The sequence below is a fragment of the Aeromonas sp. QDB17 genome (assembly GCF_027705305.1).
GTDB classification, from domain to species: Bacteria; Pseudomonadota; Gammaproteobacteria; order Enterobacterales; family Aeromonadaceae; genus Aeromonas; species Aeromonas caviae.
Window position 1 is genome coordinate 46713 of record NZ_JAPDBP010000004.1, and the last position, 20312, is coordinate 67024.

The window sequence follows — 20312 nt, forward strand, 5'->3', positions numbered from 1 at the left end:
ATGAATCTCTTGCTTGTGCGCCTGATTATATCCTGGTGGCCCGGGTTTATAGTGGCCGCCATGCCATTGCGATCCCGGGAGAGGACGATGAACAAGACATTGGGCGACAGCTTCCACTTCGAGCGAGCCGGATTGCGGCTCAAGAACCGGGCCGTGCTGGCCCCTTTGACCCACAACATGAGCGGCGCAGGCGGTGATCCCGGCCAGGCCGAGCTCGACTGGCTGGCGCGCTGCGCCCGTGGCGGCTTCGGCCTGCTCATCGCCGCCGCCACCCAGGTGCAGCCCGGCGGGCGCTGCTGGGCGGGGCAGCCTGCCCTGATGACGGACGCTCAGCAGCAGGCCTTCACTGCCCTGGCCGACAGTGCGCGGCAGGCCGGGGCGCTGGCGGTGGTGCAACTGCATCACGGCGGGATGCGGGCTCTGCCAGAGCTGAACGACGGGGCGCCGGTCGGCCCGTGCGCGCTGGCGCCGGGCGGGCGTTACCCCCTCGGGGTCAAGGGGCTGAGCGAGGAGGAGATTCTGACGCTCATTGACGCCTTTGTGATCGCTGCCGAGCGGGCCCATGGCGCCGGCCTGCACGGGGTCGAGCTGCACGCAGCCCACCACTTCCTGCTCTGCAACTTCCTCAACCCCCTGCACAACCGGCGCACCGACCGCTGGGGGGGCAGCCTCGCGAACCGGGCGCGGATCCTGGTGGAGATAGTGCGCGGCATTCGCGCCCGTCTACCCCGGGGTTTCCTGGTCGGGGTGCGTCTTTCCCCCGAGAGCTATGCCCATATCCAGGGCATCGAACTGGCCCATCAGCTGGCGGTGGCGCGCCTGCTGGCGGAGGAGGGGATCGACTACCTGCACTTCTCCATGGGGGACAGCTTCAAGGCGGTGGCGGGGGATCCCGACGGCGGCGCCCTGCTGGAGGCGGTAAGAGTCGGGTTGGCCGGGCAGGTGCCGCTCATGGTGGCGGGCAAGATTAGCGACGCAGATTCGGCGGAGCGGGCTCTGGCCGGCGGCGCCGATCTGGTGGCGGTGGGCACGGCGGCCCTTGGCAATCCGGACTGGATGGAACGGGTGAGCCGCGGCCTGCCTCTGCATGCAGCCCCTTTCACGGCGGCGCACCTCACGGAGGTTGGCTTCACCCCAAGCGCCCTCGACTACCTGGCCGGCATGGGGGTGCTGGCCCCGCGCGATGCGGCCTGAGGGCTTTCATGAACGGGATGCGCTCGGCAGGCTGTTGAGCTTATGTGACAAGGCCCTCGTGAAGAGGGCCTTGTGCGTGTCAGGCGCCGAGAGGGAGCAGGTCGGCGTAGTCGTCGAGCGCCGGGAAGTGCTGGAAGGTGAGCGGCGGCATCTGGCTGTCGGGGTGACGGATGCCGAGCTGGTGGGCAATGCCGAACTCGGCCGAGGCGGCCAGGATCCGCTCGCTGTCATCCACGAAGAGGGTGCGGGCCGGGTCGAACGCCAGCCGCTCGGCCAGTGCCTGCCAGCAGTGCTGGCTCTCCTTCGACCACCCGAGCTCATGGGTGCTCACCATCAGGTCGAGGTGCTGGGCGAGGCCGAGGCGTGCATCCTTCACCGACAGGCTGGCGGGATGGGCATTGGTGAAGAGCACTACCTGCTTGCCGGCGGCCTTGAGTGCGGCAAGGAAGGGAATGACGTTGGGGCGCCACTGGATCTTCTCCAGGATCTCCTGTTTGAGGGCGCGGATGTCGAGCCCGAGCGTCCGGGTCCAGTAATCCACGCAGTACCAGTCGAGGGTGCCGTTGACCGCATGATAGTGGGTGTCTATCTGCGCCTTCGCCTCGGCCAGCGGCAGGCCGAGTCGCTCGGCGTAGCGCGCCGGCACCAGGGTTTGCCAAAGATGGCTGTCAAAATGGAGATCGATCAGGGTGCCATCCATGTCGAGCAACACGGTATCAATCTGGTGCCAGGGCAGGGGAGTCGACATGGGGCCTCGCGATGTCTGTGATGATGGGAAAAACGGGGCGCATTATAACGGATTTTTCAGACATCTTTCCCCTCTTTGCCCCGTGGTGTTCGGCAGGGGAGTCGTTTACTCTTGAAACACGATTTTTTAACGAGCAGTCAGCCCCCGATGAGCTATCCCCACAAGCGCAATCCCGTCCACCTCAGTGTCGAGACCATGGCCCATGACAAGAGCAAGCCGGAGATCCTCAAGGCCGAGATCGTGGCCGAGAGCCGGCTGTTCAAGGTGGAGTCCCTTCACCTGAAATTCTCCAACGGCGAGGAGCGGGTCTACGAGCGGATGCGCGGCGGCAACCGGGGTGCCGTCATGGTGGTGCCCCTGTTCGATGCCCACACCCTGCTGCTAGTGCGCGAGTACGCGGCGGGCACCCACTCCTACGAGCTGGGTTTCCCCAAGGGATTGATAGACCCCGGTGAAAATGCCTTCGAGGCGGGCAACCGGGAGCTGATGGAGGAGGCGGGCTTCGGGGCGAGCAGCCTGACCCTGCTCAAGCAGGTGTCGCTGGCGCCGGGGTATTTCTCCAGCCGGATGGACATCTTGCTGGCGCGGGATCTCTACCCCGAGCAGCGGGTCGGTGACGAGCCCGAGCCTCTCGAGGTGATCCCCTGGCCCCTCAACCGGATCGACGAGTTGCTGGCACGACCGGACTTCACCGAGTCGCGCAGCATCAGTGCCCTGCTGCTGGCCAGCAAATGGCTGGCGGAGCAGGGAAATTAGCCCGCAGAGGGTCTGTTTGGCAATCAGAGGCAGAGGTAAGCACCATGCAGGAGTTGTTGGCCTGGATACCCGAGGTCAAGGAGATCGCCCGTGAGGCGGGCAGGATCCTTCACGAGATCTATCGCGGCGGTCAGTTCGAACGCCAGTTGAAGGAGGATGCGACCCCGGTCACCAGTGCCGATCTTGCTGCCGATGCCTACCTCAAACAGGCGCTGGCAGCGCTCACTCCCCATGTCCCCGTGCTGACCGAAGAGGCGGCCGACATCCCCTTCAGCCAGCGTGCGAACTGGCGCCAGTACTGGCTGGTGGACCCGCTGGACGGCACTGGCGAGTTCATCGCAGGCAGCGGCGACTTCGCTACCCTGATCGCCCTGGTGCGGGACAATGTCCCGGTGCTCGGGGTCATCTATGCCCCCGAATCCGATCTGCTCTACTGGGCGGTGCGTGGTCACGGCGCCTTCAAGGAGGCGAACGGCGAGAGCCGTCCCATCAGCGCCATCCATCATGAACACGATCAGCCTGACTCCCTGGTGGTGGCCATCAGCCGCCGCCAGAAACTGGAGAACCTGACCCGTCGCCTCAACCCGGCCATCCACTACGAGCTGATCCCGCTCGGCTCCAGCTCCCTCAAGTCCTGCCTGGTGGCGGAAGGCGTGGCGGATTGCTACGTGCGCCTGGGCCCCACTGGGGAGTGGGATACCGCTGCCGCCCAGTGCATCGTGGAGGCGGCAGGGGGGCGCATCCTCAGCCTGGCGCTGCAACCGCTGAGCTACAACGAGACGGAGTCGCTGGAGAACCCGGACTTCATCGTGATGGGGGACCCGGATCTCGCCTGGGGTCGCATTCTGGCCCACTGACGGGTCGACCAGCTCGCAGGGAATGCAATCAGGCGACCACAGGGTCGCCTGATTGCATTGGTGTGATCCACTGGCTGGTTGCGGGGATTTTAGGGAGATTCGCTAGTGATGGCGATAACGGCAGTGGATCATCACATCCAATCTGGCTGCACTGGCATAAATTTCATTTAATTCTGAAAACATGCATTTCATCGAAACAAAAAATCGACGTCGGTTTTAATTTTGGTTTTATATTCCTAACTTTTGGTTAATGTCAGGATTAATTGAATAATCCGGGGTGAAATTTCCTCCCAATCTCACTGGTGGAACAGGGCTTTGCCAGTGAGATCTGCCAGTCTCCCTTTTTGAGAATTAAATGCTAAAGGAGCACAATATTTTTAGATTTTAATACTACGAAAAGTGATTTATCGATGAGTTTATCTGCAGACGTCTCACGGGAGCTGTCCGGTTCCCCCTCCACCATGACCAGCACCGGCTGGCGTCGCCACGACACCCATTGGGTCATCAGCCTGTTCGGCACCGCCGTCGGCGCCGGCATTCTGTTCCTGCCCATCAACCTGGGTCTGGGGGGGATCTGGCCCCTCATCATTGTCGCCGTGCTGGCCGGTCCCATGACCTTCCTCGCCCACCGCGGGCTGGCGCGTTTCGTGCTCTCGTCGTCGCGCCCCCAGGCCGACTTCACCGAGGTGGCCGAGGAGCACTTCGGCAAGATGGCCGGGCGCCTCATCTCGGCGCTCTATTTCCTCTCCATCTTCCCGATCCTGCTCATCTACGGCGTCGGGCTGACCAACACGGTGGAGAGCTTCATGGTCAACCAGCTCGGCCTGGCCTCCCCGGATCGGGTGATGCTCTCCGGCGTGCTGGTGTTCGCCATGATCGCCGTGATGCTGGCCGGCGAGAAGGCGATGCTGCGGGCCTTCGCCGTCATGGTCTACCCGCTGGCGGCGATCCTGCTGGCCCTCTCCTGCTACCTCATTCCCCAGTGGCAGTGGCCGGAAGTGACCGCCTTTGAAGGCACGAGCTTCCTCAACACCGTCTGGCTGGCGCTGCCGGTCACCGTGTTTGCCTTCAGCCACGCCGCCGCCATCTCGGGCTTTGCCAACGTGCAGCGCCGGGAATACGGGGAGCAGGCCGAAACCAAGAGCGGCCTGATCCTGCGCAACACCACCGTCATGCTGGTGGGCTTCGTGCTCTTCTTCGTCTTCTCCTGCGTGCTGAGCCTCTCCCCGGCCCAGCTGGCCGAGGCCAAGGCCCAGAACGTCTCCGTGCTCTCCTATCTCGCCAACATCACCGACAACCCGGTGATCGTGACCCTGGGGCCGCTCATCGCCTTCATCGCCATCAGCTCCTCCTTCCTCGGCCACTTCCTCGGTGCCCGCGAGAGCCTGAAAAGCCTGATCGCCAAGCCCACCGGCCTGCCGCTGGCGAAGGCGGACAAGCTCGGCATCGCCCTGATGTTCTTCGCCATCTGGGGCGCCGCCATCATCAACCCGGGCATTCTGGGGTTGATGGAGACCCTCTCCGGCCCCGTCATCGCCATGATCCTCTTCATCATGCCGGTGGTGGCCATCTACAAGGTGGAGGCGCTGGCCCGCTTCCGTCACCGTTGGGTCAACGGCTTCATCCTGCTGACCGGTGCCCTGGCGGTCTCGGCCCTGCTGTTCAGCCTGCTGAAATAAGCCAGGCCGTCAGCATCAAACAAGAGAGGCGACCCCGGGGGTCGCCTCTCTTGTTTCTGCTCTCTGGTTGCCTTGCCGTCGTCTCACCCCAGCTTGGCGCCGTTCTCCACCGTCTGCTCGGGGATGGCGATCACCACGGCGCCATCCGGGCGATAGAAGCCGCTCAGCAGAAACTCCGACTGGATGGGGCCTATCTGCTTGGGGGGAAAGTTCACCACGGCGACGATCTGGCGGCCCACCAGATCCTCCGGTCGATAGAGGTCGGTGATCTGGGCGCTGCTCTTGCGCACCCCGAGCTCGGGGCCGAAATCCGCCCACACCTTGTAGGCGGGGCGGCGCGCCTCGGGGAAGGGCTCGACCCGCACCAGGGTGCCCACCCTGAGCTCCACCATCTCGAAATCCTGCCAGCTTATGGTCTGCATCTTGGCTCCTCGTTGCCCATACCTTGCATGAGCCTCAGCATGCCTCGAATGCCCGGGGATTGTCTTCGGCAAAGAGCCGACCGATTACGGCAGGCGGCCGTTTTGCCGGCGCCAGAGGGAAGGGGTCAGTCCGGTCTCGGCCAGGAAACGCTCGGCAAAGGCTCCCTGGTTCTGGTAGCCGCAGCGGCTGGCCACTTCACCGACGGGCAGCCGGGTGCGGGCGAGCAGGCTGCGGGCCAGCGCCATGCGCCGCATCCTGAGGTAGTGGGAGACGCTCGTGCCCACCTGCTGGCGAAAGGCGTGTTTGAACTGGCTCAGGCCGAGGCAGGCGATGGCGGCGAGTTCCTCGTTGGTAAGGGGGTCTGCGAGGTGGGCATCCATATGACGCTGCACCTTGGCGATACGAGGGGCTATGCGGGGAGCGACGGCGGGGCCCATGCCGCGTCCCTCGGTCAGCAGCCCGAGCCACACCTGATCCATGCCGGCCACGTGGCGCCCCTCGGCCACCATGCGGTGCAGGAAGGCGAGGTAGTGGCGCTGGGCCTCATCCAGCTCGACGAAGGGGTGGTCCCCCAGGGCTGCCGGCAGCCAGTGGCTCTCCTGCACCAGAAACACGTGCGCCGGGTCGGCGGCGTAGTCGTGGCGAAGGCCAGGGGCGATGATGCAGGCAAAGCCGGGCGCAAGCCGCCGCCCCAGGCCCTGCACCTCGATCTCGAGGGGGCCGACGAGGGGGATCACCAGCTGGGCGTGGTCATGACTGTGGCTCTGCATGTCGCTCTGGTAGTGACGCAGGCTGAAGGGGGAGGCGGCAGATAAGCATGACGCGGCACCGGGCCGCGTCATTGAAAGGGATGCATCGTTTGCCATGGGCAGCCGCATTACTCGGCGTCGAAGTCTTCGATCTCTTTGCCAAGGGCTTCCATGATGGCGCGGGCCTCGGCGGGGACGCTGTCCGGGTGATCCTTGCGCAGGTCGTCGTCACAGGGCAGCGGCTGGCCGGTGAAGGCGTGCAGGAAGGCTTCGCAGAGCAGCTCGCTGTTGGTCGCATGACGCAGGTTGTTCACCTGGCGACGGGTGCGCTCATCGGTCAACACCTTCAGCACCTTGAGCGGGATCGAGACGGTTATCTTCTTGACCTGTTCGCTCTTCTTGCCGTGCTCTGCATAGGGGCTGACGTAGTCGCCGTTCCACTCTGTACCCATGTTCCACCTGTAGTCGTTTGGCCGTGAGCGCGGATTTTAACCCTTAAGGAATTCAATGGCAATCCAACAGCAAAGCCATTTAGACGTCTAGAAGTGTTGACGGCTTTTTTAAGGTGGCGTAGTGTGGTGCACCATGGGCCGGCAGTCCGGCCAGCGAAAATGAGAGCGGGGCTGGACGACCCACGAGGCGGACCGGCTCCGGCAACCCATCAAGGAGAGTGACATGACCCACAAGGCCACCCTGGCGGTACGCACCGGGATTGAGACAGACACGCAGCACGGTGCCGTGGTGCCCCCCATCTACCTCTCCAGCAACTACACCTTTGCCGACTTTGGCGAGCCCCGTCAATACGACTATGCCCGTTCCGGCAACCCGACCCGCACCAATCTGGCGGACGCCCTGGCTGCCCTGGAAGGGGGAGCCGGCGCCGTGGTGACCGGCACCGGCATGGGGGCCGTTCACCTGGTGACCACGGCTCTGCTCAAGGCGGGGGATCTGCTGATCGCCCCCCACGACTGCTACGGCGGTACCTGGCGTCTGTTCGAGTATCTGGCGGCCAAGGGCCACTACCAGGTGCAGTTCGTGGATCAGGGAGACGAGGGGGCGCTGGCCGCCGCGCTGGCCCAGAAACCCGCACTGGTGTGGGTGGAGACCCCCTCCAACCCGCTGCTGCGGGTGGTGGACATCGCCGCCATCGCCGAGGCCTCCCACGGGGTGGGGGCCCAGGTGGTGGTGGACAACACCTTCCTCTCCCCCTTGCTGCAACAGCCCCTGGCCCTTGGTGCCGACGTGGTGGTCCACTCCACCACCAAGTACATCAACGGCCACTCCGACGTGGTAGGGGGTGTGGCGATCGCCAAGGATCAGGCTCTGGCCGACTCCCTGGTGTGGTGGGCCAACTGCCTGGGGCTCACTTCCGGTGCCTTTGACTCCTACCTCACCCTGCGGGGCCTGCGCACCCTGGCCCCGCGCCTGCGCACCCATCAGGAGAACACGGATCGCATCCTCGCTTTCTTGCAGCAGCAGCCGCTGGTCAAGCGGATCTATCATCCCAGCCTGCCGAGCCATCCGGGCCACGACATTGCGCGCCGTCAACAGTCCGGCTTTGGCGCCATGCTAAGTTTTGAGCTCGATTGCAACGAGACGGGGCTGCGCGCCTTCCTCGCGGGGCTGCGCCTCTTCTCGGTGGCGGAGTCCCTCGGCGGGGTGGAGAGTCTGGTGGCCCATCCGGCCAGCATGACCCACAGGGCCATGACCCCGGCGGCCCAGCAGGCGGCGGGCATCAGTGCCCAGTTGCTGCGCCTGTCGGTGGGGATCGAACACGGTGAGGATCTGGTGGCCGATCTGGCCCAGGGGCTTGAACAGGCGCAGTTGGCACAACAGGCAGAGCAGGTGAAGTAATGGAACAACAACAAGGAGAGTGTGTGGTGGCAACAGAGGCAGTCTTCAAGCGGCGCCATGTACACAAGTTCGGCGGCAGCAGCCTGGCGGATCCGGTCTGTTATCGCCGGGTCGCCAGCATTGTCGAGCAACAGGTGGGGGGCAACGAGCTGGTGGTTGTCTCCGCCGCGGGCAAGACCACCAACCGGCTGATCCAGCTGGTGGAGCTGGCGGAAGCGGGGGATGAGGCCGCAGGCGAAGCCATCACCGCCCTGCACGCCTATCAGCAGAGCCTGATCGACGGCCTGCTGGAAGGGGATCTTCACCTCGATCTGAGCCAGCAACTGACGGACGACATGCAGCTGATCGCCAAGACCCTGGAGGGGCAGTTTGACCGCTTCGAGCGCAACGGCCTGCTCGCCTTTGGCGAGGTGTGGTCCGCCCGTCTGCTGGCTGCCCTGCTCACCAGCCGGGGTGAGGCGGCCGCCTGGCTCGATGCCCGCAGCTTCCTGCGCGCAGAAGACGGCGCCCTCATCAAGGTGGATACCGCCCTCTCCAGCGAGCTGCTCAAGGCCCGCCTGGCCGAGCACGCCGGTCGCATTGTGGTGACCGGCTTCATCGCCGCCGACATGGAGGGGCGTTCCCTGCTGCTGGGGCGCAACGGCTCCGACTACAGTGCCAGCCTCCTGGCGGCGCTGGCGGACGGGGAGTCGACCACCATCTGGAGCGACGTGGCCGGGGTCTACAGTGCCGACCCGCGCCGGGTGAAAGAGGCGCGTCTGCTGGAGCGCCTGAGCCTGGCCGAGGCCAACGAGCTGGCGCGCCTGGGCTCCTCGGTGCTGCATTCGCGTACCCTGCAGCCGGTGGCCGACAGCCGTCAGCGCCTCACCCTGCGCTGCAGCTACAATCCGGACGAAGGCTGTACCCACATCCTGCGCCGTGCACCCCGCTCCGGCGGTGCCCGCATCGTCTCCTCGGTGGATCAGATAGCCCTCATCGAGCTCAAGGTGCTGCCGCAGACTGACTTTGAGCAGACAGTGGCGGCCATTGAGGCCCATCTGGCCCGCCATCGCCTCCATCCGCTCACCCTGCAGCGCCAGCCGGATCGGCGGGTGCTGCGTCTGGCCTACACCCTGGAGGTGGCACAAGGGGCCTTCGAGGTGCTCCGTGACTTCCAGTTGCAGGGCAACTTTACCGGCCTCATCCAGAAGGAGGGGTTCAGCCTGGTCGCCCTGGTGGGGGCCGGCGTCACCGACAACGCCGAGCAGTGCCACCGCTTCTATCAGCTGCTGGCGGATCAGCCTCTGGAGTTCGTGCAGGTGGCCAAAGACGGCCTGAGCCTGGTGGCCGTGCTGCGCCAGATCGTGCTGGAGCCGCTGCTCATCGCTCTGCACAGTGCCCTGTTCAGCCGCCCGACCCGGGTCGGGCTGGTGGTGTTCGGCAAAGGCAATATCGGCGGTCACTGGCTGGGGCTCTACGCCCGCGAGAAGGCGCGCCTCGAGCATGAGCTCAATCTGGCGCTCACCCTCTACGGGGTCTTCGACTCCAAGGGCGGGCTGCTGGACGAAGAGGGGCTGGATCCCCTCAAGGTACAGGACAACTTCCATCCCAAGCCGCTCATCTGGCCGGAGCTGCTCTCCCAGCTGGAGCAGCACAGTTTTGACTCCCTGATCGCGCTCGACATGACCGCCAGCGAGACGGTGAGCCGCTACTACCCGGACTTTGCCCAGCTCGGCATCCACATCATCGCCGCCAACAAGTTTGCCGGTGCCGCCGACAGCGAGTTTTACCAGCGCATCAAGCAGACCTGTCGCGACCACCAGGTGCAGTGGCGCTACAACGCCACCGTGGGGGCCGGGCTGCCCATCCAGTCCAGCATCCAGATGCTGCGCCAGAGCGGTGACCGCATCCAGGGGGTCTCCGGCATCTTCTCCGGCACCCTCTCCTGGCTGTTCCAGCAGTATGACGGCACTCGCCCCTTCTCCGAGCTGGTGGACGAGGCGTGGCAACACGGCCTGACCGAGCCGGATCCCCGGGAGGATCTCTCCGGTCAGGATGTGCGGCGCAAGCTGCTCATCCTGGCGCGGGAGGCGGGCTTCGAGCTCGACTCCGCCGACATCGAGCTGGAGAACCTGGTGCCGGTGGCCCTGCGCAAGGTGAGTGCGGATCAGTTCATGGACAGGCTCAAGGAGCTGGATGACCCTATCCAGACCGCCTTCGAGGGGGCGCGCCGGGTCGGCAAGGTGCTGCGCTATGTCGCCCGCTTCGAACACGACGGCAAGGCCCGCGTCGGGCTGGAGGCGCTGGAGCCCCATCACCCGTTTGCCAACCTCTTGCCCTGCGACAACGTGTTCGCCATCGAGAGCGACAGCTATCGCACCAACCCCCTGGTGATCCAGGGGCCGGGAGCGGGCCGGGAAGTGACGGCCGCCGCCATCCAGTACGATCTCTGGCAGATCTGCGCCAGCCTCTGAGGCTGCGTGACACGATGCAATGAGCAGAGGCGCCCCAGGGCGCCTCTTCTGTTATCGGGTGGCGGAGTTACCAGAACAGCCGGCCCAGGAGGGGGGCGAGCAGCACGGTGGTCATGCCGGCGATCATCATCACCATGCTGGAGACCACCCCCTCCTCGTTGCCCATCTGATAGGCCCTGGCTGTCCCGGCCCCGTGGGCCGAGGCACCAAAGCCCGCGCCCTTGCCAAGGCGGCTGCGGATGGCGAGCACGGTGAGCACGCTTTCTCCCACCGCCATGCCGATGACGCCGGTCAGCACCACGAACAGGGCGGTGAGATCGGCGTTGCCACCCACGGAACGGGTCGCCTCCACCGCGAAGGGGGTGGTGATGGATCTCATGGCCATGCTGCGTTGCAACAGCTCGGAGAGGTTGAGCCAGCGGGCCAGCAGCACTGTGCTGCCCACCGCCATCACCACGGACGCCACGACCCCGACCGAGAGGGAGAGCCAGTGGCGGCGCATCAGCTGGCGATTCTCGTAGACGGGCACCGCGAAGGCGACGGTGGCAGGGCCCAGCAGCCAGAGCAGCCAGTGGGATTCGGCCATGTAGTCCCGGTAGGGAATGTGGAACAGCATCACCACGGCCACCAGCAGGGTGGGGGCCAGCAGCAGCGGCATCAGGGGCAGGATGCGCTTTTTGCCATAGAGCCACTTGCTGGCGTAGTAGAAGAGCAGGGTCAGGGCGAAGCAGAGCAGGCCGAGCAGGGTGTCAGACATGGCGGCGACTCCGGCGGGCCAGCTTCAGCTCGAGGCGATAGACCCTGTCCACCACCAGGGCCGTGGTGCCGAGCACCAGCACGGTGCTGACGATCAGGACCACCATGATGCGCCACCCCTCCTGCAGCAGCAGCTCCTGATAGTTGACCACGGCCACCACGGCGGGGACGAAGAAGAGCAGCATCTCCGCCAGCAGCCAGCGGGCCCCGGCACTGAACCACTGGGCCTTGACCACCCCGAGCAGGATGCAGACCAGCAGCAGCAACATGCCAGTGAGGTTGGCGGGCAGGGGCAGGTGCAAGGTGCGCACTGCGATGTCGGCCAGCAACCAGATGGCCGCCAGCAGGGCGATTTGGAAGGGGGTTTGCAACCAGCGAAGGCAGAGGGTTTTCATGGTAAGCGTCTTTCTGTGAACCTGCTCACAGTATAGAGAGGGACCAAACCTGCAAAAAATGAATTTAAATTATCAAAATCATGCCAAAGAGGCATGATTTAGCCAGCCATCCCCGTCAAGAGAGCACCATGGATATTCGAGCCCTGCGTTACTTCGTCGAGCTGGTGCGGGAGCAGAGCTTCACCCGCGCCTCCGAGAAGCTGTTCGTCACCCAGCCCACCATCAGCAAAATGATCCGCAACATGGAAGAGGAGCTGGGCCAGCCCCTGCTGAGCCGGGTCGGCCGCCGCTTCACCCTGACCGACAGCGGCCAGGTGCTGTTCACTCGGGCCCAGACCATCCTGGCGGAGATGCAGCAGCTGGAGGCGGAGCTGGCGGATCTGCAGAGCCTGCAATCCGGGCGTCTTGCCCTCGGCATCCCGCCCATGGTGGGTCATGTCTATGCGGATCTCATTCGTACCTATCGCAGCCGCTACCCCGGTGTGGAGCTCTCCATCGTCGAATATGGCGGGCGGCGCATCGAGCAGGCGGTGCTGGCGGGGGAGCTGGATCTCGCCATCACCATGCTGCCGACCAGGGAAGAGGGGGCTCTCTGCGCCCTGGATCTGGACAGTTACCCCATCCGGGTGGTGCTACCGGACCTGCCCCGCTGGCGCGAGGGTGGCGAGATCCGGCTGGAGGCTCTGCGGGACGAACCCTTCCTGCTCTATACCCAGGCCTTCACCCTGAGCGAGCGGCTGGAGCAGGCCTGCGAGCAAGCCGGGTTCGTGCCTCAGGTGGCGGCCCGCAGCAGCCAGTGGGACTTCCTCACCGCCATGGTGCGAAGCGGCATGGGGGTCGCTTTCCTGCCGGAGCCCATCTGCCGGCGGCTGACGCCGGACGGCCTGGTGTTGCGCCCTCTGGCCCCGGCGCTGAGCTGGCGGCTCGGGGTGATCTGGCCAGGGGATCGCTACCTCTCCCGCACCGCCGAGGCCTGGCTTGCCCTGTGCCGCGAACAGGGCTGAAGAGCGGGTTAGGGGGTCCCCGGTGACGCCATGCCTGTGACGAAGCGGGCATAGGCTGCGGAGTGTCGCACCTCCTCAATCTCGTCCCACACCTGTTGGCTGAGATCGGGGTGGGCCTGATGGAAGGGGTGGGAGAAGATGAAGTAGTAGGGTTTTTCGACCAGGGGAGGGGTGATCCGCTCGAGTGTGGCCTGCAGCTGCGGGTGGGCGGCCAGGGTCCGTTCTGCGACCCCGGTTTGCAGGGCGGCGGCAACGGCGCGCTGCATCGCGACCTTCTTGAGCAGGATCAGTGGTTCCCTGCTGGAGTCATCCACCCTGACACCGCTCTCCTGCAGCTGGGCGACGATGGAGAAACCGGACTGCGCCGCAATGACGCCATGGGCGACGAGCTGCCGGCCATCCCAGCGAACCTGTCCGCCTTTTGGCTGGTAGAGGCTGTAGCTCTCGGTGAGCAGGCGCTTGGCGGGATCAGGTGCCCCCTGTCGCATGGGATAGACCCCTATGGTGCGAGCACGCTCTTCGCTGTAGCTCAGCTTGACGGCGGCATCGAGCTGGCCCTGGCTGACGAGGGAGAGGCAGCGTTTCCAGGGCAGGGGGGTGAGAATGATGGGGTGCCCGGTCCGGTTTGCCACCTCCTTGAGGTGGAACTGGACTATCCCCTCGCCGGACATCAGCAACCAGGGAGGCGAATCACTGTTCTCCATGCAGGCACGAATGCTGCCGGGGGCGGCCATGACGCAGGTCGGCAGCAACCAGAGCAGCAGCGCCAGGCAGAGAGTGCGCAGGGGGAGCCTGCCTGACAGGGGAGAACCGGCGAGCCAGTCAGGGAGCGATGCCAAAGTCATCCCTCATCGGGTCATAGAGATAGGAGCGGTAGTCGGTGCTCTCGTCGGGCAACTGCGGGTTGGTCAGCCGGAAGATCTGGCGTGAATCGAGCCGGGCAAAGACCAGGGAAGGCTGGAAATGATGGCGCCAGAGGCGCTGCAGGGAGCCATCTTTCCAGGCCAGTTGCAGGCCGCGCAAAAGGCGCTCGCGCTCCTTGCTGTAGGTGGCGTGGCTGTAGAGGGAGTGGATGAGCGGATAGAAGAGGGCGACATGGCTATCTACGGTCAGCCCCGGCAGGCCGGGTCTGTGGTTTTTCCACTCGCTCAATATCTCGTTGGCACCACGGCAGAAGAGATCGATCCGGCCACGGGCCACCAGGCGAAACAGTGACTCATAGTTATCCACCTCCTGCACCCTGAAGCCGTTGTAGCGAAGGATGTCGGCATCCCGCCAGCCTGTGCCCACCCCTTGCGTGAACTGCTGCAACTGGGACAGGGTGTGAACCCCGGCAAGTGCCCGGGCACGGGCGCTGCCGACAAAACAGACCCGGTAGCCGAGCACGCCCAGATCGATGGGGAAGGGGACCAGGGTGACACCGGGTTGAGGGATCTCCTGGGGCCAGCTGTCGACGATGAAGAGGGCATTCTTGCCCGGCGTTTGCACTTCGAGCCGCATCCTCGCCTTGTTCATCCTGATGGCGTCGAGCAGTTCATAGTCGCCGTAATCGGGCCTTGTTTTCTCCAGCGCCAGCTGCATCGCCGCCCGGTAATAATTCATGCGGACATCCTGTTGGGTTTCCCCGGTGATCAGGGTGAAGCGGGTGGCCGCCATCGTGAGGGACGGGAGGGAGAGGGCGAGCAAAAGGAGCAGGATTCGATGCATCTTGACCGGGTTCGGCAACGGGATTGTGCCCAGTATAGACGGGCCATTCCCGTCGACACAGCGCTATCAGGCTCTGGCAGATCTGACCTCTTGAGAAGGGGGTCATGCGGATTTCATCAAGAGACCCAGGCGACGACAGAGTTGGCGCAGCGTCTGGTTGTCGAGGCAGCCGAAGCCGAGCAGCCACCCCTCCAGTGTCGGCGGGCCCAGGTAGAACTGGCCCAGATGGCGCAGCCCCAACCCGCAGGTATTGGCGGCATTGGTCCAGCGCGCCTCGCCACCGGGGGGCAGCAGCACGGCGCACTGCAGGCCGGCGCCGCTGTGGATGGGGGTGAGCCCCGGGCAGTGCTCTGCCAGTTCCGCCAGCAGCAGATCCCGTCTGCTCTGGTAGAGAAGGCGGCTCTGGCGCAGGTGGGTGGCGAAGTGCCCGCCCCGGATGAAGTCTGCCGTGACCGCTTGCTGCAACTGGTTGCTGTGGCCGTCGACGGCGGCCCGGGCGCGGCAGAAGGAGTCCATCAGCGGCCTGGGCAGCACCAGGTAGGCGAGGCGCAGCGAGCCGAACAGCACCTTGCTGAAGGTGCCCACATAGATCACCCGCCCCTGGCCGTCGAGCCCCTGCAGGGCGGGCAGGGGACGCTGATCATACTGGTACTCCCCGTCGTAATCGTCCTCCAGGATCCAGGCGCCGTGACGCTCTGCCTCGGCCAGCAGCGCCATGCGGCGGGGCAGGCTCATGGGGACGCCAAGGGGATACTGGTGTGCCGGGGTGCAGTAGATGAGGCGCGGTGCAGGATGATCCCCATGAGGGTTGAGTCCCTCTTCATCCACCGGCACCGGATGCACCCGGGCACCGGCGCTCTCCATTGCGGTGCGAGCCCCGGGATAACCGGGGTCTTCCACCCAGACGGTGTCACCGGCATCGATGAGCAACTGGGTTGCCAGCAGGATCCCCTGTTGGGAGCTGGTGAGGATCAGGATCTGATCCGGCTCGCACACCACGCCGCGTGACTGCACCAGATAGCTGCTGATGGCGGCGCGAAGTTCCCCAAGCCCCTGGGGATCCCCGTAGTTCATCCAGTCGCTGGCGCGCTGGCGCCACTGTTGCTGCATCAGCCGACCCCAGAGTGCCTGGGGGAAGAGACGGGGATCCGGCTGGCTGGAAGCAAAGGTGGTGCCCACCTCGGGCACGTCGTGACAGGCGCCACCCAGGGCCATCTCCTGGCCGCGACGAGAGAGGCCAGCCGCTGACTGGGGCGGGCGCGGCGCGGGGCGCACCGCCGCCAGGGCGACAAAGCTGCCGGCGCCCACCTTGCGCACCAGATACCCCTCCGCCTCAAGCCGGCCATAGGCCAGTTCCACCGTGCTGCGGGAGATCCCGAGATCCCGGGCCAGGAGACGGCTGGCGGGCAGGCGGCTGTGCAGGGGCAGGTGGCCCGCCAGGATGGCCTCGCGCAGGGTTCGCACCAGTTGTTCGTGCAGGGGCAGATCCCCTTGCTGCTGGCTGGCGAAGAGCGTTGGCAGAACGGTCATGGTGCGCTCCCGTTGGCTCGGGGGTTGCGCCCCTTTCGAGGCAGGGATCCTGCCCGCAGGGCATGGCGCGGCTGTGGGGCTGGCGACTGACGGGCAGAGCGGGTGGGGTGGATGGTCATGGTGGCGTCTCGATGAAATTGGTCTGCCCATATTGGCAAAATTGGTCGGCGTGGCAAGGCCATTTTGTCGCTACATTGGTGGTCACAGGGTGGCGCCAGCAGGCGGCACGGATTGGCAACACAAGGAGTCTGCATGTCGGAATACAGTGCCACCATCAGTTGGCAGCGGGGGGAGCATGAGCCCTTCGTCGATCAGCGTTACAGCCGGGCCCATGAGTGGGCGTTTGATGGCGGGGTCAGGGTGCCGGCCTCCTCCTCTCCCCATGTGGTGCCGCTGCCTTACTCGGTGGCGGAACATGTGGACCCGGAAGAGGCGTTTGTGGCGGCCCTCTCCAGTTGCCACATGCTCACCTTCCTCTGGCTGGCGGCGAAGGCGGGCTATCGGGTAGAGAGCTACCGGGACGAAGCGGTCGGCATCATGGCGAAAAACGGACAAGGTCGCCTCGCCATGACCCGGGTCACCCTGCGTCCCAGGGTGATCTTCGGGGGAGAGCAGGAGCCCGCCCTGGCGGATCTGGAGCAGTTGCACCACCAGGCCCATGAGGAGTGCTTCATCGCCAACTCGGTCAACACCGTCGTCACCACAGAGATCGTCATCTAGTCATCAGGAGCGTTCAGGATGAGTCATGTATTGAGCACAGGGGTGGCAGGGGCCGCCGAAGCCAGCGCCTTTTTCGAGGCCCAACTGAAGTTTCGTACCGATCCGGCGGATCTGGCCGCCGATCTGCTGGCCGGGGTGGCGGGCATCGTGGTCATCGATACCCGCTCCCCCGCACACTATGCCGAGGGGCACATTCCCGGCGCCATCTCCTTCCCCCACAGGACCATGACGGCGTCGACCACGGCGTTACTGGACCGGAACCTGGTGTATGTCTGCTATTGCGACGGCATCGGCTGCAACGGTTCGACCCAGGGGGCCTACAAGCTGGCGTCCCTCGGGTTTGAGGTCAAGGAGTTGATAGGGGGTCTGCACTGGTGGCGTCAGGACGGTTTCGCCGTCGCCACGGGCAGCGAGCCCGGAGTGCTGCTGGAAGGGGGAATTGCCTGTGCCTGTTGAACGTTGCAATGAGGGGGGCGACGCCTCTCTGTCCGGCGCCGCCCTTTTCAACGACTTTGGGCAGCCTCTGGGGCGTGCGCTGCCAGAATGGCGCGGCGCCGAGTTCCCTCCCCACCGTGCACTGCATGGCTGGGGCTGTCGTCTCGAGCCCCTTGATCCCGAGCGCCACCTGGGGGATCTGTGGCAGGCATTCAGTGCCGACAGCGGGGCCATGTGGACTTACCTGACCAGCGGCCCTTTCGCGGACGAGGCCGCCATGGGGGTCTGGCTGCGGGAGGTCGCCACCAAGCGGGATCCCCAGTTCTACGGCATCATCGACGAGGGGAGCGGACGGGCGCTGGGGCTGGCGAGCTACCTGCGCATCGATCCCCTGGCGGGCAGCATCGAGGTGGGCTGGCTGCACTTCTCCCCCGCCATGCAGCAGTCACGGCTGGCGACGGCGGCCATGGTGTTGATGATGGCCAATGCCTTTGCTCTGGGATACCGGCGCTACGAGTGGAAGTGCAATGCCCTGAACCTGCCTTCGCGCCAGGCGGCCCTGCGCCTGGGCTTTCACTATGAGGGGACCTTCCGTCAGGCGCGGGTGGACAAGGGACACAACCGGGATACGGCCTGGTTCTCCGTCATCGACAGCGAGTGGCCCGCCCTGAAAGGGTGCTTAGAGCGCTGGCTGGAGGACGGCAACTTCGACCATGCCGGGCGTCAGCGTCGCCGACTCTCCGAACTGACCGCCGCCTGCCGCTCTGCGGCGTGTTGAGGGCGGCAGATCACCCGCCGGGACGGGGCGGTTTCCGGTGCCGGGGCTTTGGGTATCCTTCGCACACAAGGCGCCAGATCCGGTATCCAGACGCAAGAGGCGCCAGTCATGGCGCCTCTTTTGTTTGTTCAGTCGTGGTGATCGCCGATGGGGGCCGCAATCCAGTTCATCAGCCGGACCATGTCCCCGGGGGCCACGCCGACCGAGAGCCCCCGCTTGCCACCGCTCACCAGGATCTCGTCGAAGGCCATGGCGGAATCATCCAGCACGGTGGGCAGCAGCTTCTTCTGGGCCAGGGGACTGATGCCGCCTACCTTGTAGCCGGTCAGCTTTTCGGCTTCCGCCGGCTTCATCATCTCCACCTTCTTTAGCCCGGTGGCCTTGGCGAGCTGCTTGAGGCTGCACATGCCCGAGGAGGGCACGATGGCCACCACCGCCTGCTTGTCGTGATGGGCGAGCAGGGTCTTGAACACCTGCGCCTCGGGCAGGCCCAGCTGGGTAGCGGCATGCTTGCCGAAGTCGTCGTGGGCTTCACACTCGTAGGGGTAGAGCCTGTGGGGGATCTTGAGCTTTTTCAGCAAGTTGATGGCGGGTGTCATGGGGTCTCCTCGAACCGTGGCAAGGCCAGACAGTCTGCGCCCGGGAGCCGGATGTGGCAAGAACCAGTCTTCACACCCAATCGGGGCCTGTGTTAGCGTAACCGGGTGCCGGATCCTATGATTTGGGCACTTGTCCCCGCATTCCAATGCAATGCGCCGGCGATCGAAAGGAATCGTAGCCATGAATACCACAGCACTTTGCGCTTGCGATATCGACGCGATGGATCGATATGAGACCCTTGCCAGGCTGACCGCCCTTGATCGGGCCTATGGCATGGTCGAGTTCGATCTCGATGGTCGCATGGTGTCGGTCAACCCCCTGTTTTGCGACATGCTGGGCTATCCCCCCGAAGCGCTGGTGGGCCAGTCCCATCTCATGCTGTTGCCGCCGGATCTGCAGGCGGAGCATGATCTCTTCTGGCAGAAGGTATTGGGTGGCGAGATCCAGTCGGGGGAGTTTCGCCGGGTCAGGCAAGGTGGCAGCCCCCTCTGGCTCCATGCCACCTACATGCCCGTGAGCGACGAGGCCGGCACTCTGCTGGGGGTGGTCAAGCTGGCGCACGACATTACCTCGGCTGTGATGGCCAAGCAGCGGGTCGAGCAGCAGAGCCAGCTGTTTGACATCGTGGTGGCCGCGCACCAGAGTTTTCTGCTCGATCGCAATCTCGGCTCCGCCTGCGACACCGTCTTCGAGCGGCTGCTGAGCGTGAGCGAAAGCTCCTATGGTTTCATCGGCATCATCCAGTACGAGGATGGTTGTCCCAGTCTCTATGTCCCCTCCATCTCCAATGTCTCCTGGGACGAGGCGACCCACGCCTGGTATGAGCAGCAGCGCCAGAGTCGGGGCGGGCTCATCTTCAGCAAGCTCGACAACCTGTTTGGGCACGTGGTGACCCACAATACCCTGGTGTGCTGCAACGATCTGCCGAGCCATCCAGCCAGTCGCGGTGTCTCCCCCCGTGGTCATCCGCACCTGGAGAGCTTCCTCGGCATTCCCATCCGCCACAAGGGAGAGGCGATCGGCATGATCGCCCTGGCCAACCGCCCGGGTGGCTTTGACGAGACCCATGTCAGCCTGCTCGAGCCCCTCACCACGGCCCTTGGCACCCTTATCCACGCCCGCAATCTGGAGGACGAACGCAGCCGCATGGAGCGGGTGCTGCGCTTCAACGCCGAGCACGACTTCTTGACCAAGCTGCCCAACCGCAGCAGCTTTTTCCAGCAGGCAAACGTGTTGCTGGATCACGTCCAGCACCATCCCGCCGAAGGGGAGGCCTGCTGCCTGGCCTTGATAGACATCGACTTCTTCAAGCAAATCAATGACGTATATGGGCACCTTGCCGGAGATGCCGTGCTGGCGTCGCTGGCGGGGCTGCTGATGCAGGCGGTACGCAGCAAGGATCTGGTGGCGCGATTTGGCGGGGAGGAGTTCATCCTGCTGCTGCGGGGCACGACCCTGGAGGAGGCCCACAGCATCATGGAGCGCATCCGGCGCCAGGTGGAGCAGCACACCTTCCTGTACCAGCACCAGGCGATCACCGTCACCATCAGCGTGGGGCTCACACCCTATCAGATGAGTTACAGGCGCATGGATGACTGGCTTCAGTGTGTGGACCAGCGGCTTTACGAGGCAAAACGTCGTGGTCGCAACCAGGTCTCCTGATGAGAGGCTATA

At 64.9% G+C, this 20312-nt stretch carries 21 protein-coding genes; 11 read left to right on the forward strand and 10 right to left on the reverse strand.

The features are described from left to right. The first annotated feature begins 87 nt into the window (after positions 1–87). Positions 88–1194 (forward strand): NADH:flavin oxidoreductase, encoded by a 1107-nt coding sequence (locus tag OKC41_RS05010; RefSeq protein WP_201894626.1) that lies wholly within the window; start codon positions 88–90, stop codon positions 1192–1194. A gap of 79 nt (positions 1195–1273) precedes the next feature. Here the strand turns inward: OKC41_RS05010 and yrfG are convergent, their stop codons facing one another. Beyond that, complete coding sequence (gene yrfG, locus OKC41_RS05015; protein ID WP_041211711.1) at positions 1274–1942, reverse strand: GMP/IMP nucleotidase; 669 nt, start codon at positions 1940–1942, stop codon at positions 1274–1276. A gap of 147 nt (positions 1943–2089) precedes the next feature. Here yrfG and nudE point away from each other — a divergent pair, with 147 nt between their 5' ends. The 3 genes from nudE to OKC41_RS05030 all read left to right on the forward strand — a co-directional run bounded on the left by nudE (position 2090) and on the right by OKC41_RS05030 (position 5234). Next, the gene (gene nudE, locus OKC41_RS05020; RefSeq protein ID WP_201894627.1) at positions 2090–2698 is read left to right on the forward strand and encodes an ADP compounds hydrolase NudE; all 609 of its coding nucleotides are present in this window, start codon (positions 2090–2092) and stop codon (positions 2696–2698) included. Between the two features lie 44 nt (positions 2699–2742). Continuing rightward, a complete protein-coding gene (gene cysQ / locus OKC41_RS05025) occupies positions 2743–3555 on the forward strand; it encodes a 3'(2'),5'-bisphosphate nucleotidase CysQ (protein WP_010675709.1) in 813 nt (270 codons plus the stop codon). A gap of 410 nt (positions 3556–3965) precedes the next feature. After that, the gene (locus OKC41_RS05030; protein WP_270671769.1) at positions 3966–5234 is read left to right on the forward strand and encodes an aromatic amino acid transport family protein; all 1269 of its coding nucleotides are present in this window, start codon (positions 3966–3968) and stop codon (positions 5232–5234) included. An 83-nt stretch (positions 5235–5317) separates the two neighbouring features. Here the strand turns inward: OKC41_RS05030 and OKC41_RS05035 are convergent, their stop codons facing one another. The 3 genes from OKC41_RS05035 to metJ form a co-directional block, all read right to left on the reverse strand. Further along, on the reverse strand, positions 5318–5656 hold the full coding sequence (locus OKC41_RS05035) for a tRNA-binding protein (protein ID WP_201894628.1): 339 nt from the start codon (positions 5654–5656) through the stop codon (positions 5318–5320). 84 nt (positions 5657–5740) lie between these two features. Beyond that, positions 5741–6499, reverse strand: coding sequence for an AraC family transcriptional regulator (locus OKC41_RS05040; RefSeq protein WP_201894629.1), 759 nt, complete (start codon positions 6497–6499; stop codon positions 5741–5743). Positions 6500–6534: 35 nt separating this feature from the next. Continuing rightward, positions 6535–6858 carry a met regulon transcriptional regulator MetJ gene (gene metJ / locus OKC41_RS05045; RefSeq protein WP_005327165.1) on the reverse strand — a complete coding sequence of 108 codons (324 nt, stop codon included), beginning with the start codon at positions 6856–6858 and terminating at the stop codon, positions 6535–6537. A 223-nt stretch (positions 6859–7081) separates the two neighbouring features. On the opposite strand from metJ, the gene metB reads away from it, so the two are divergent. Both metB and OKC41_RS05055 read left to right on the forward strand, forming a co-directional pair. After that, positions 7082–8260, forward strand: coding sequence for a cystathionine gamma-synthase (gene metB, locus OKC41_RS05050; protein ID WP_201894630.1), 1179 nt, complete (start codon positions 7082–7084; stop codon positions 8258–8260). Next, positions 8260–10713: a bifunctional aspartate kinase/homoserine dehydrogenase II gene (locus OKC41_RS05055; RefSeq protein WP_113069003.1), complete on the forward strand. Its 2454-nt coding sequence runs from the start codon at positions 8260–8262 to the stop codon at positions 10711–10713. The genes metB and OKC41_RS05055 overlap by 1 nt, the downstream gene beginning before the upstream one ends. 67 nt (positions 10714–10780) lie before the next feature. On the opposite strand, the gene OKC41_RS05060 is transcribed toward OKC41_RS05055, so the two are convergent. Next, positions 10781–11470 (reverse strand): LrgB family protein, encoded by a 690-nt coding sequence (locus tag OKC41_RS05060; RefSeq protein WP_201894631.1) that lies wholly within the window; start codon positions 11468–11470, stop codon positions 10781–10783. Further along, positions 11463–11864: a CidA/LrgA family protein gene (locus OKC41_RS05065; RefSeq protein ID WP_039040574.1), complete on the reverse strand. Its 402-nt coding sequence runs from the start codon at positions 11862–11864 to the stop codon at positions 11463–11465. The genes OKC41_RS05060 and OKC41_RS05065 overlap by 8 nt, the downstream gene beginning before the upstream one ends. Before the next feature lie 128 nt (positions 11865–11992). Here OKC41_RS05065 and OKC41_RS05070 point away from each other — a divergent pair, with 128 nt between their 5' ends. Beyond that, entirely contained in the window at positions 11993–12868 is an 876-nt protein-coding gene (locus OKC41_RS05070) for a LysR family transcriptional regulator (RefSeq protein ID WP_042880749.1), read from the forward strand. 8 nt (positions 12869–12876) lie between these two features. Here the strand turns inward: OKC41_RS05070 and OKC41_RS05075 are convergent, their stop codons facing one another. The 3 genes from OKC41_RS05075 to OKC41_RS05085 all read right to left on the reverse strand — a co-directional run bounded on the left by OKC41_RS05075 (position 12877) and on the right by OKC41_RS05085 (position 16105). Then, positions 12877–13707, reverse strand: coding sequence for an ABC transporter substrate-binding protein (locus OKC41_RS05075; protein WP_234922275.1), 831 nt, complete (start codon positions 13705–13707; stop codon positions 12877–12879). After that, positions 13691–14524, reverse strand: coding sequence for a hypothetical protein (locus OKC41_RS05080; protein WP_201894679.1), 834 nt, complete (start codon positions 14522–14524; stop codon positions 13691–13693). The genes OKC41_RS05075 and OKC41_RS05080 overlap by 17 nt, the downstream gene beginning before the upstream one ends. Before the next feature lie 153 nt (positions 14525–14677). Beyond that, positions 14678–16105, reverse strand: a complete 1428-nt coding sequence (locus OKC41_RS05085) for a PLP-dependent aminotransferase family protein (RefSeq protein ID WP_039040572.1) — start codon at positions 16103–16105, stop codon at positions 14678–14680. A gap of 252 nt (positions 16106–16357) precedes the next feature. On the opposite strand from OKC41_RS05085, the gene OKC41_RS05090 reads away from it, so the two are divergent. The 3 genes from OKC41_RS05090 to OKC41_RS05100 are packed head-to-tail and all read left to right on the forward strand — an operon-like array spanning position 16358 to position 18038. Beyond that, positions 16358–16825, forward strand: a complete 468-nt coding sequence (locus tag OKC41_RS05090) for an OsmC family protein (RefSeq protein WP_010675697.1) — start codon at positions 16358–16360, stop codon at positions 16823–16825. An 18-nt stretch (positions 16826–16843) separates the two neighbouring features. Further along, the gene (locus tag OKC41_RS05095) at positions 16844–17281 is read left to right on the forward strand and encodes a rhodanese-like domain-containing protein (RefSeq protein ID WP_029314812.1); all 438 of its coding nucleotides are present in this window, start codon (positions 16844–16846) and stop codon (positions 17279–17281) included. Next, a complete protein-coding gene (locus OKC41_RS05100) occupies positions 17271–18038 on the forward strand; it encodes a GNAT family N-acetyltransferase (protein ID WP_010675695.1) in 768 nt (255 codons plus the stop codon). The genes OKC41_RS05095 and OKC41_RS05100 overlap by 11 nt, the downstream gene beginning before the upstream one ends. A 128-nt stretch (positions 18039–18166) precedes the next feature. On the opposite strand, the gene ybaK is transcribed toward OKC41_RS05100, so the two are convergent. Then, positions 18167–18637 (reverse strand): Cys-tRNA(Pro) deacylase, encoded by a 471-nt coding sequence (gene ybaK, locus OKC41_RS05105; RefSeq protein ID WP_010675694.1) that lies wholly within the window; start codon positions 18635–18637, stop codon positions 18167–18169. Positions 18638–18818: 181 nt separating this feature from the next. Between ybaK and OKC41_RS05110 the strand changes: the two genes are divergently transcribed. Continuing rightward, on the forward strand, positions 18819–20300 hold the full coding sequence (locus OKC41_RS05110; protein ID WP_201894632.1) for a sensor domain-containing diguanylate cyclase: 1482 nt from the start codon (positions 18819–18821) through the stop codon (positions 20298–20300). Positions 20301–20312: the final 12 nt, after the last annotated feature.

Excerpts from the sequence above, each read along its gene's own strand:
- OKC41_RS05040 (WP_201894629.1), bottom strand. The coding sequence starts at position 6,499 with ATGACGCGGCCCGGTGCCGCGTCATGCTTATCTGCCGCCTCCCCCTTC.
- yrfG (WP_041211711.1), bottom strand. The coding sequence starts at position 1,942 with ATGTCGACTCCCCTGCCCTGGCACCAGATTGATACCGTGTTGCTCGAC.
- OKC41_RS05095 (WP_029314812.1), top strand. The coding sequence starts at position 16,844 with ATGAGTCATGTATTGAGCACAGGGGTGGCAGGGGCCGCCGAAGCCAGC.
- ybaK (WP_010675694.1), bottom strand. The coding sequence starts at position 18,637 with ATGACACCCGCCATCAACTTGCTGAAAAAGCTCAAGATCCCCCACAGG.
- OKC41_RS05090 (WP_010675697.1), top strand. The coding sequence starts at position 16,358 with ATGTCGGAATACAGTGCCACCATCAGTTGGCAGCGGGGGGAGCATGAG.
- OKC41_RS05030 (WP_270671769.1), top strand. The coding sequence starts at position 3,966 with ATGAGTTTATCTGCAGACGTCTCACGGGAGCTGTCCGGTTCCCCCTCC.
- metJ (WP_005327165.1), bottom strand. The coding sequence starts at position 6,858 with ATGGGTACAGAGTGGAACGGCGACTACGTCAGCCCCTATGCAGAGCAC.
- metB (WP_201894630.1), top strand. The coding sequence starts at position 7,082 with ATGACCCACAAGGCCACCCTGGCGGTACGCACCGGGATTGAGACAGAC.
- OKC41_RS05010 (WP_201894626.1), top strand. The coding sequence starts at position 88 with ATGAACAAGACATTGGGCGACAGCTTCCACTTCGAGCGAGCCGGATTG.
- OKC41_RS05035 (WP_201894628.1), bottom strand. The coding sequence starts at position 5,656 with ATGCAGACCATAAGCTGGCAGGATTTCGAGATGGTGGAGCTCAGGGTG.
- OKC41_RS05110 (WP_201894632.1), top strand. The coding sequence starts at position 18,819 with ATGAATACCACAGCACTTTGCGCTTGCGATATCGACGCGATGGATCGA.
- OKC41_RS05085 (WP_039040572.1), bottom strand. The coding sequence starts at position 16,105 with ATGACCGTTCTGCCAACGCTCTTCGCCAGCCAGCAGCAAGGGGATCTG.
- OKC41_RS05065 (WP_039040574.1), bottom strand. The coding sequence starts at position 11,864 with ATGAAAACCCTCTGCCTTCGCTGGTTGCAAACCCCCTTCCAAATCGCC.
- OKC41_RS05060 (WP_201894631.1), bottom strand. The coding sequence starts at position 11,470 with ATGTCTGACACCCTGCTCGGCCTGCTCTGCTTCGCCCTGACCCTGCTC.
- OKC41_RS05080 (WP_201894679.1), bottom strand. The coding sequence starts at position 14,524 with ATGGCGGCCACCCGCTTCACCCTGATCACCGGGGAAACCCAACAGGAT.
- nudE (WP_201894627.1), top strand. The coding sequence starts at position 2,090 with ATGAGCTATCCCCACAAGCGCAATCCCGTCCACCTCAGTGTCGAGACC.
- OKC41_RS05070 (WP_042880749.1), top strand. The coding sequence starts at position 11,993 with ATGGATATTCGAGCCCTGCGTTACTTCGTCGAGCTGGTGCGGGAGCAG.
- OKC41_RS05055 (WP_113069003.1), top strand. The coding sequence starts at position 8,260 with ATGGAACAACAACAAGGAGAGTGTGTGGTGGCAACAGAGGCAGTCTTC.
- cysQ (WP_010675709.1), top strand. The coding sequence starts at position 2,743 with ATGCAGGAGTTGTTGGCCTGGATACCCGAGGTCAAGGAGATCGCCCGT.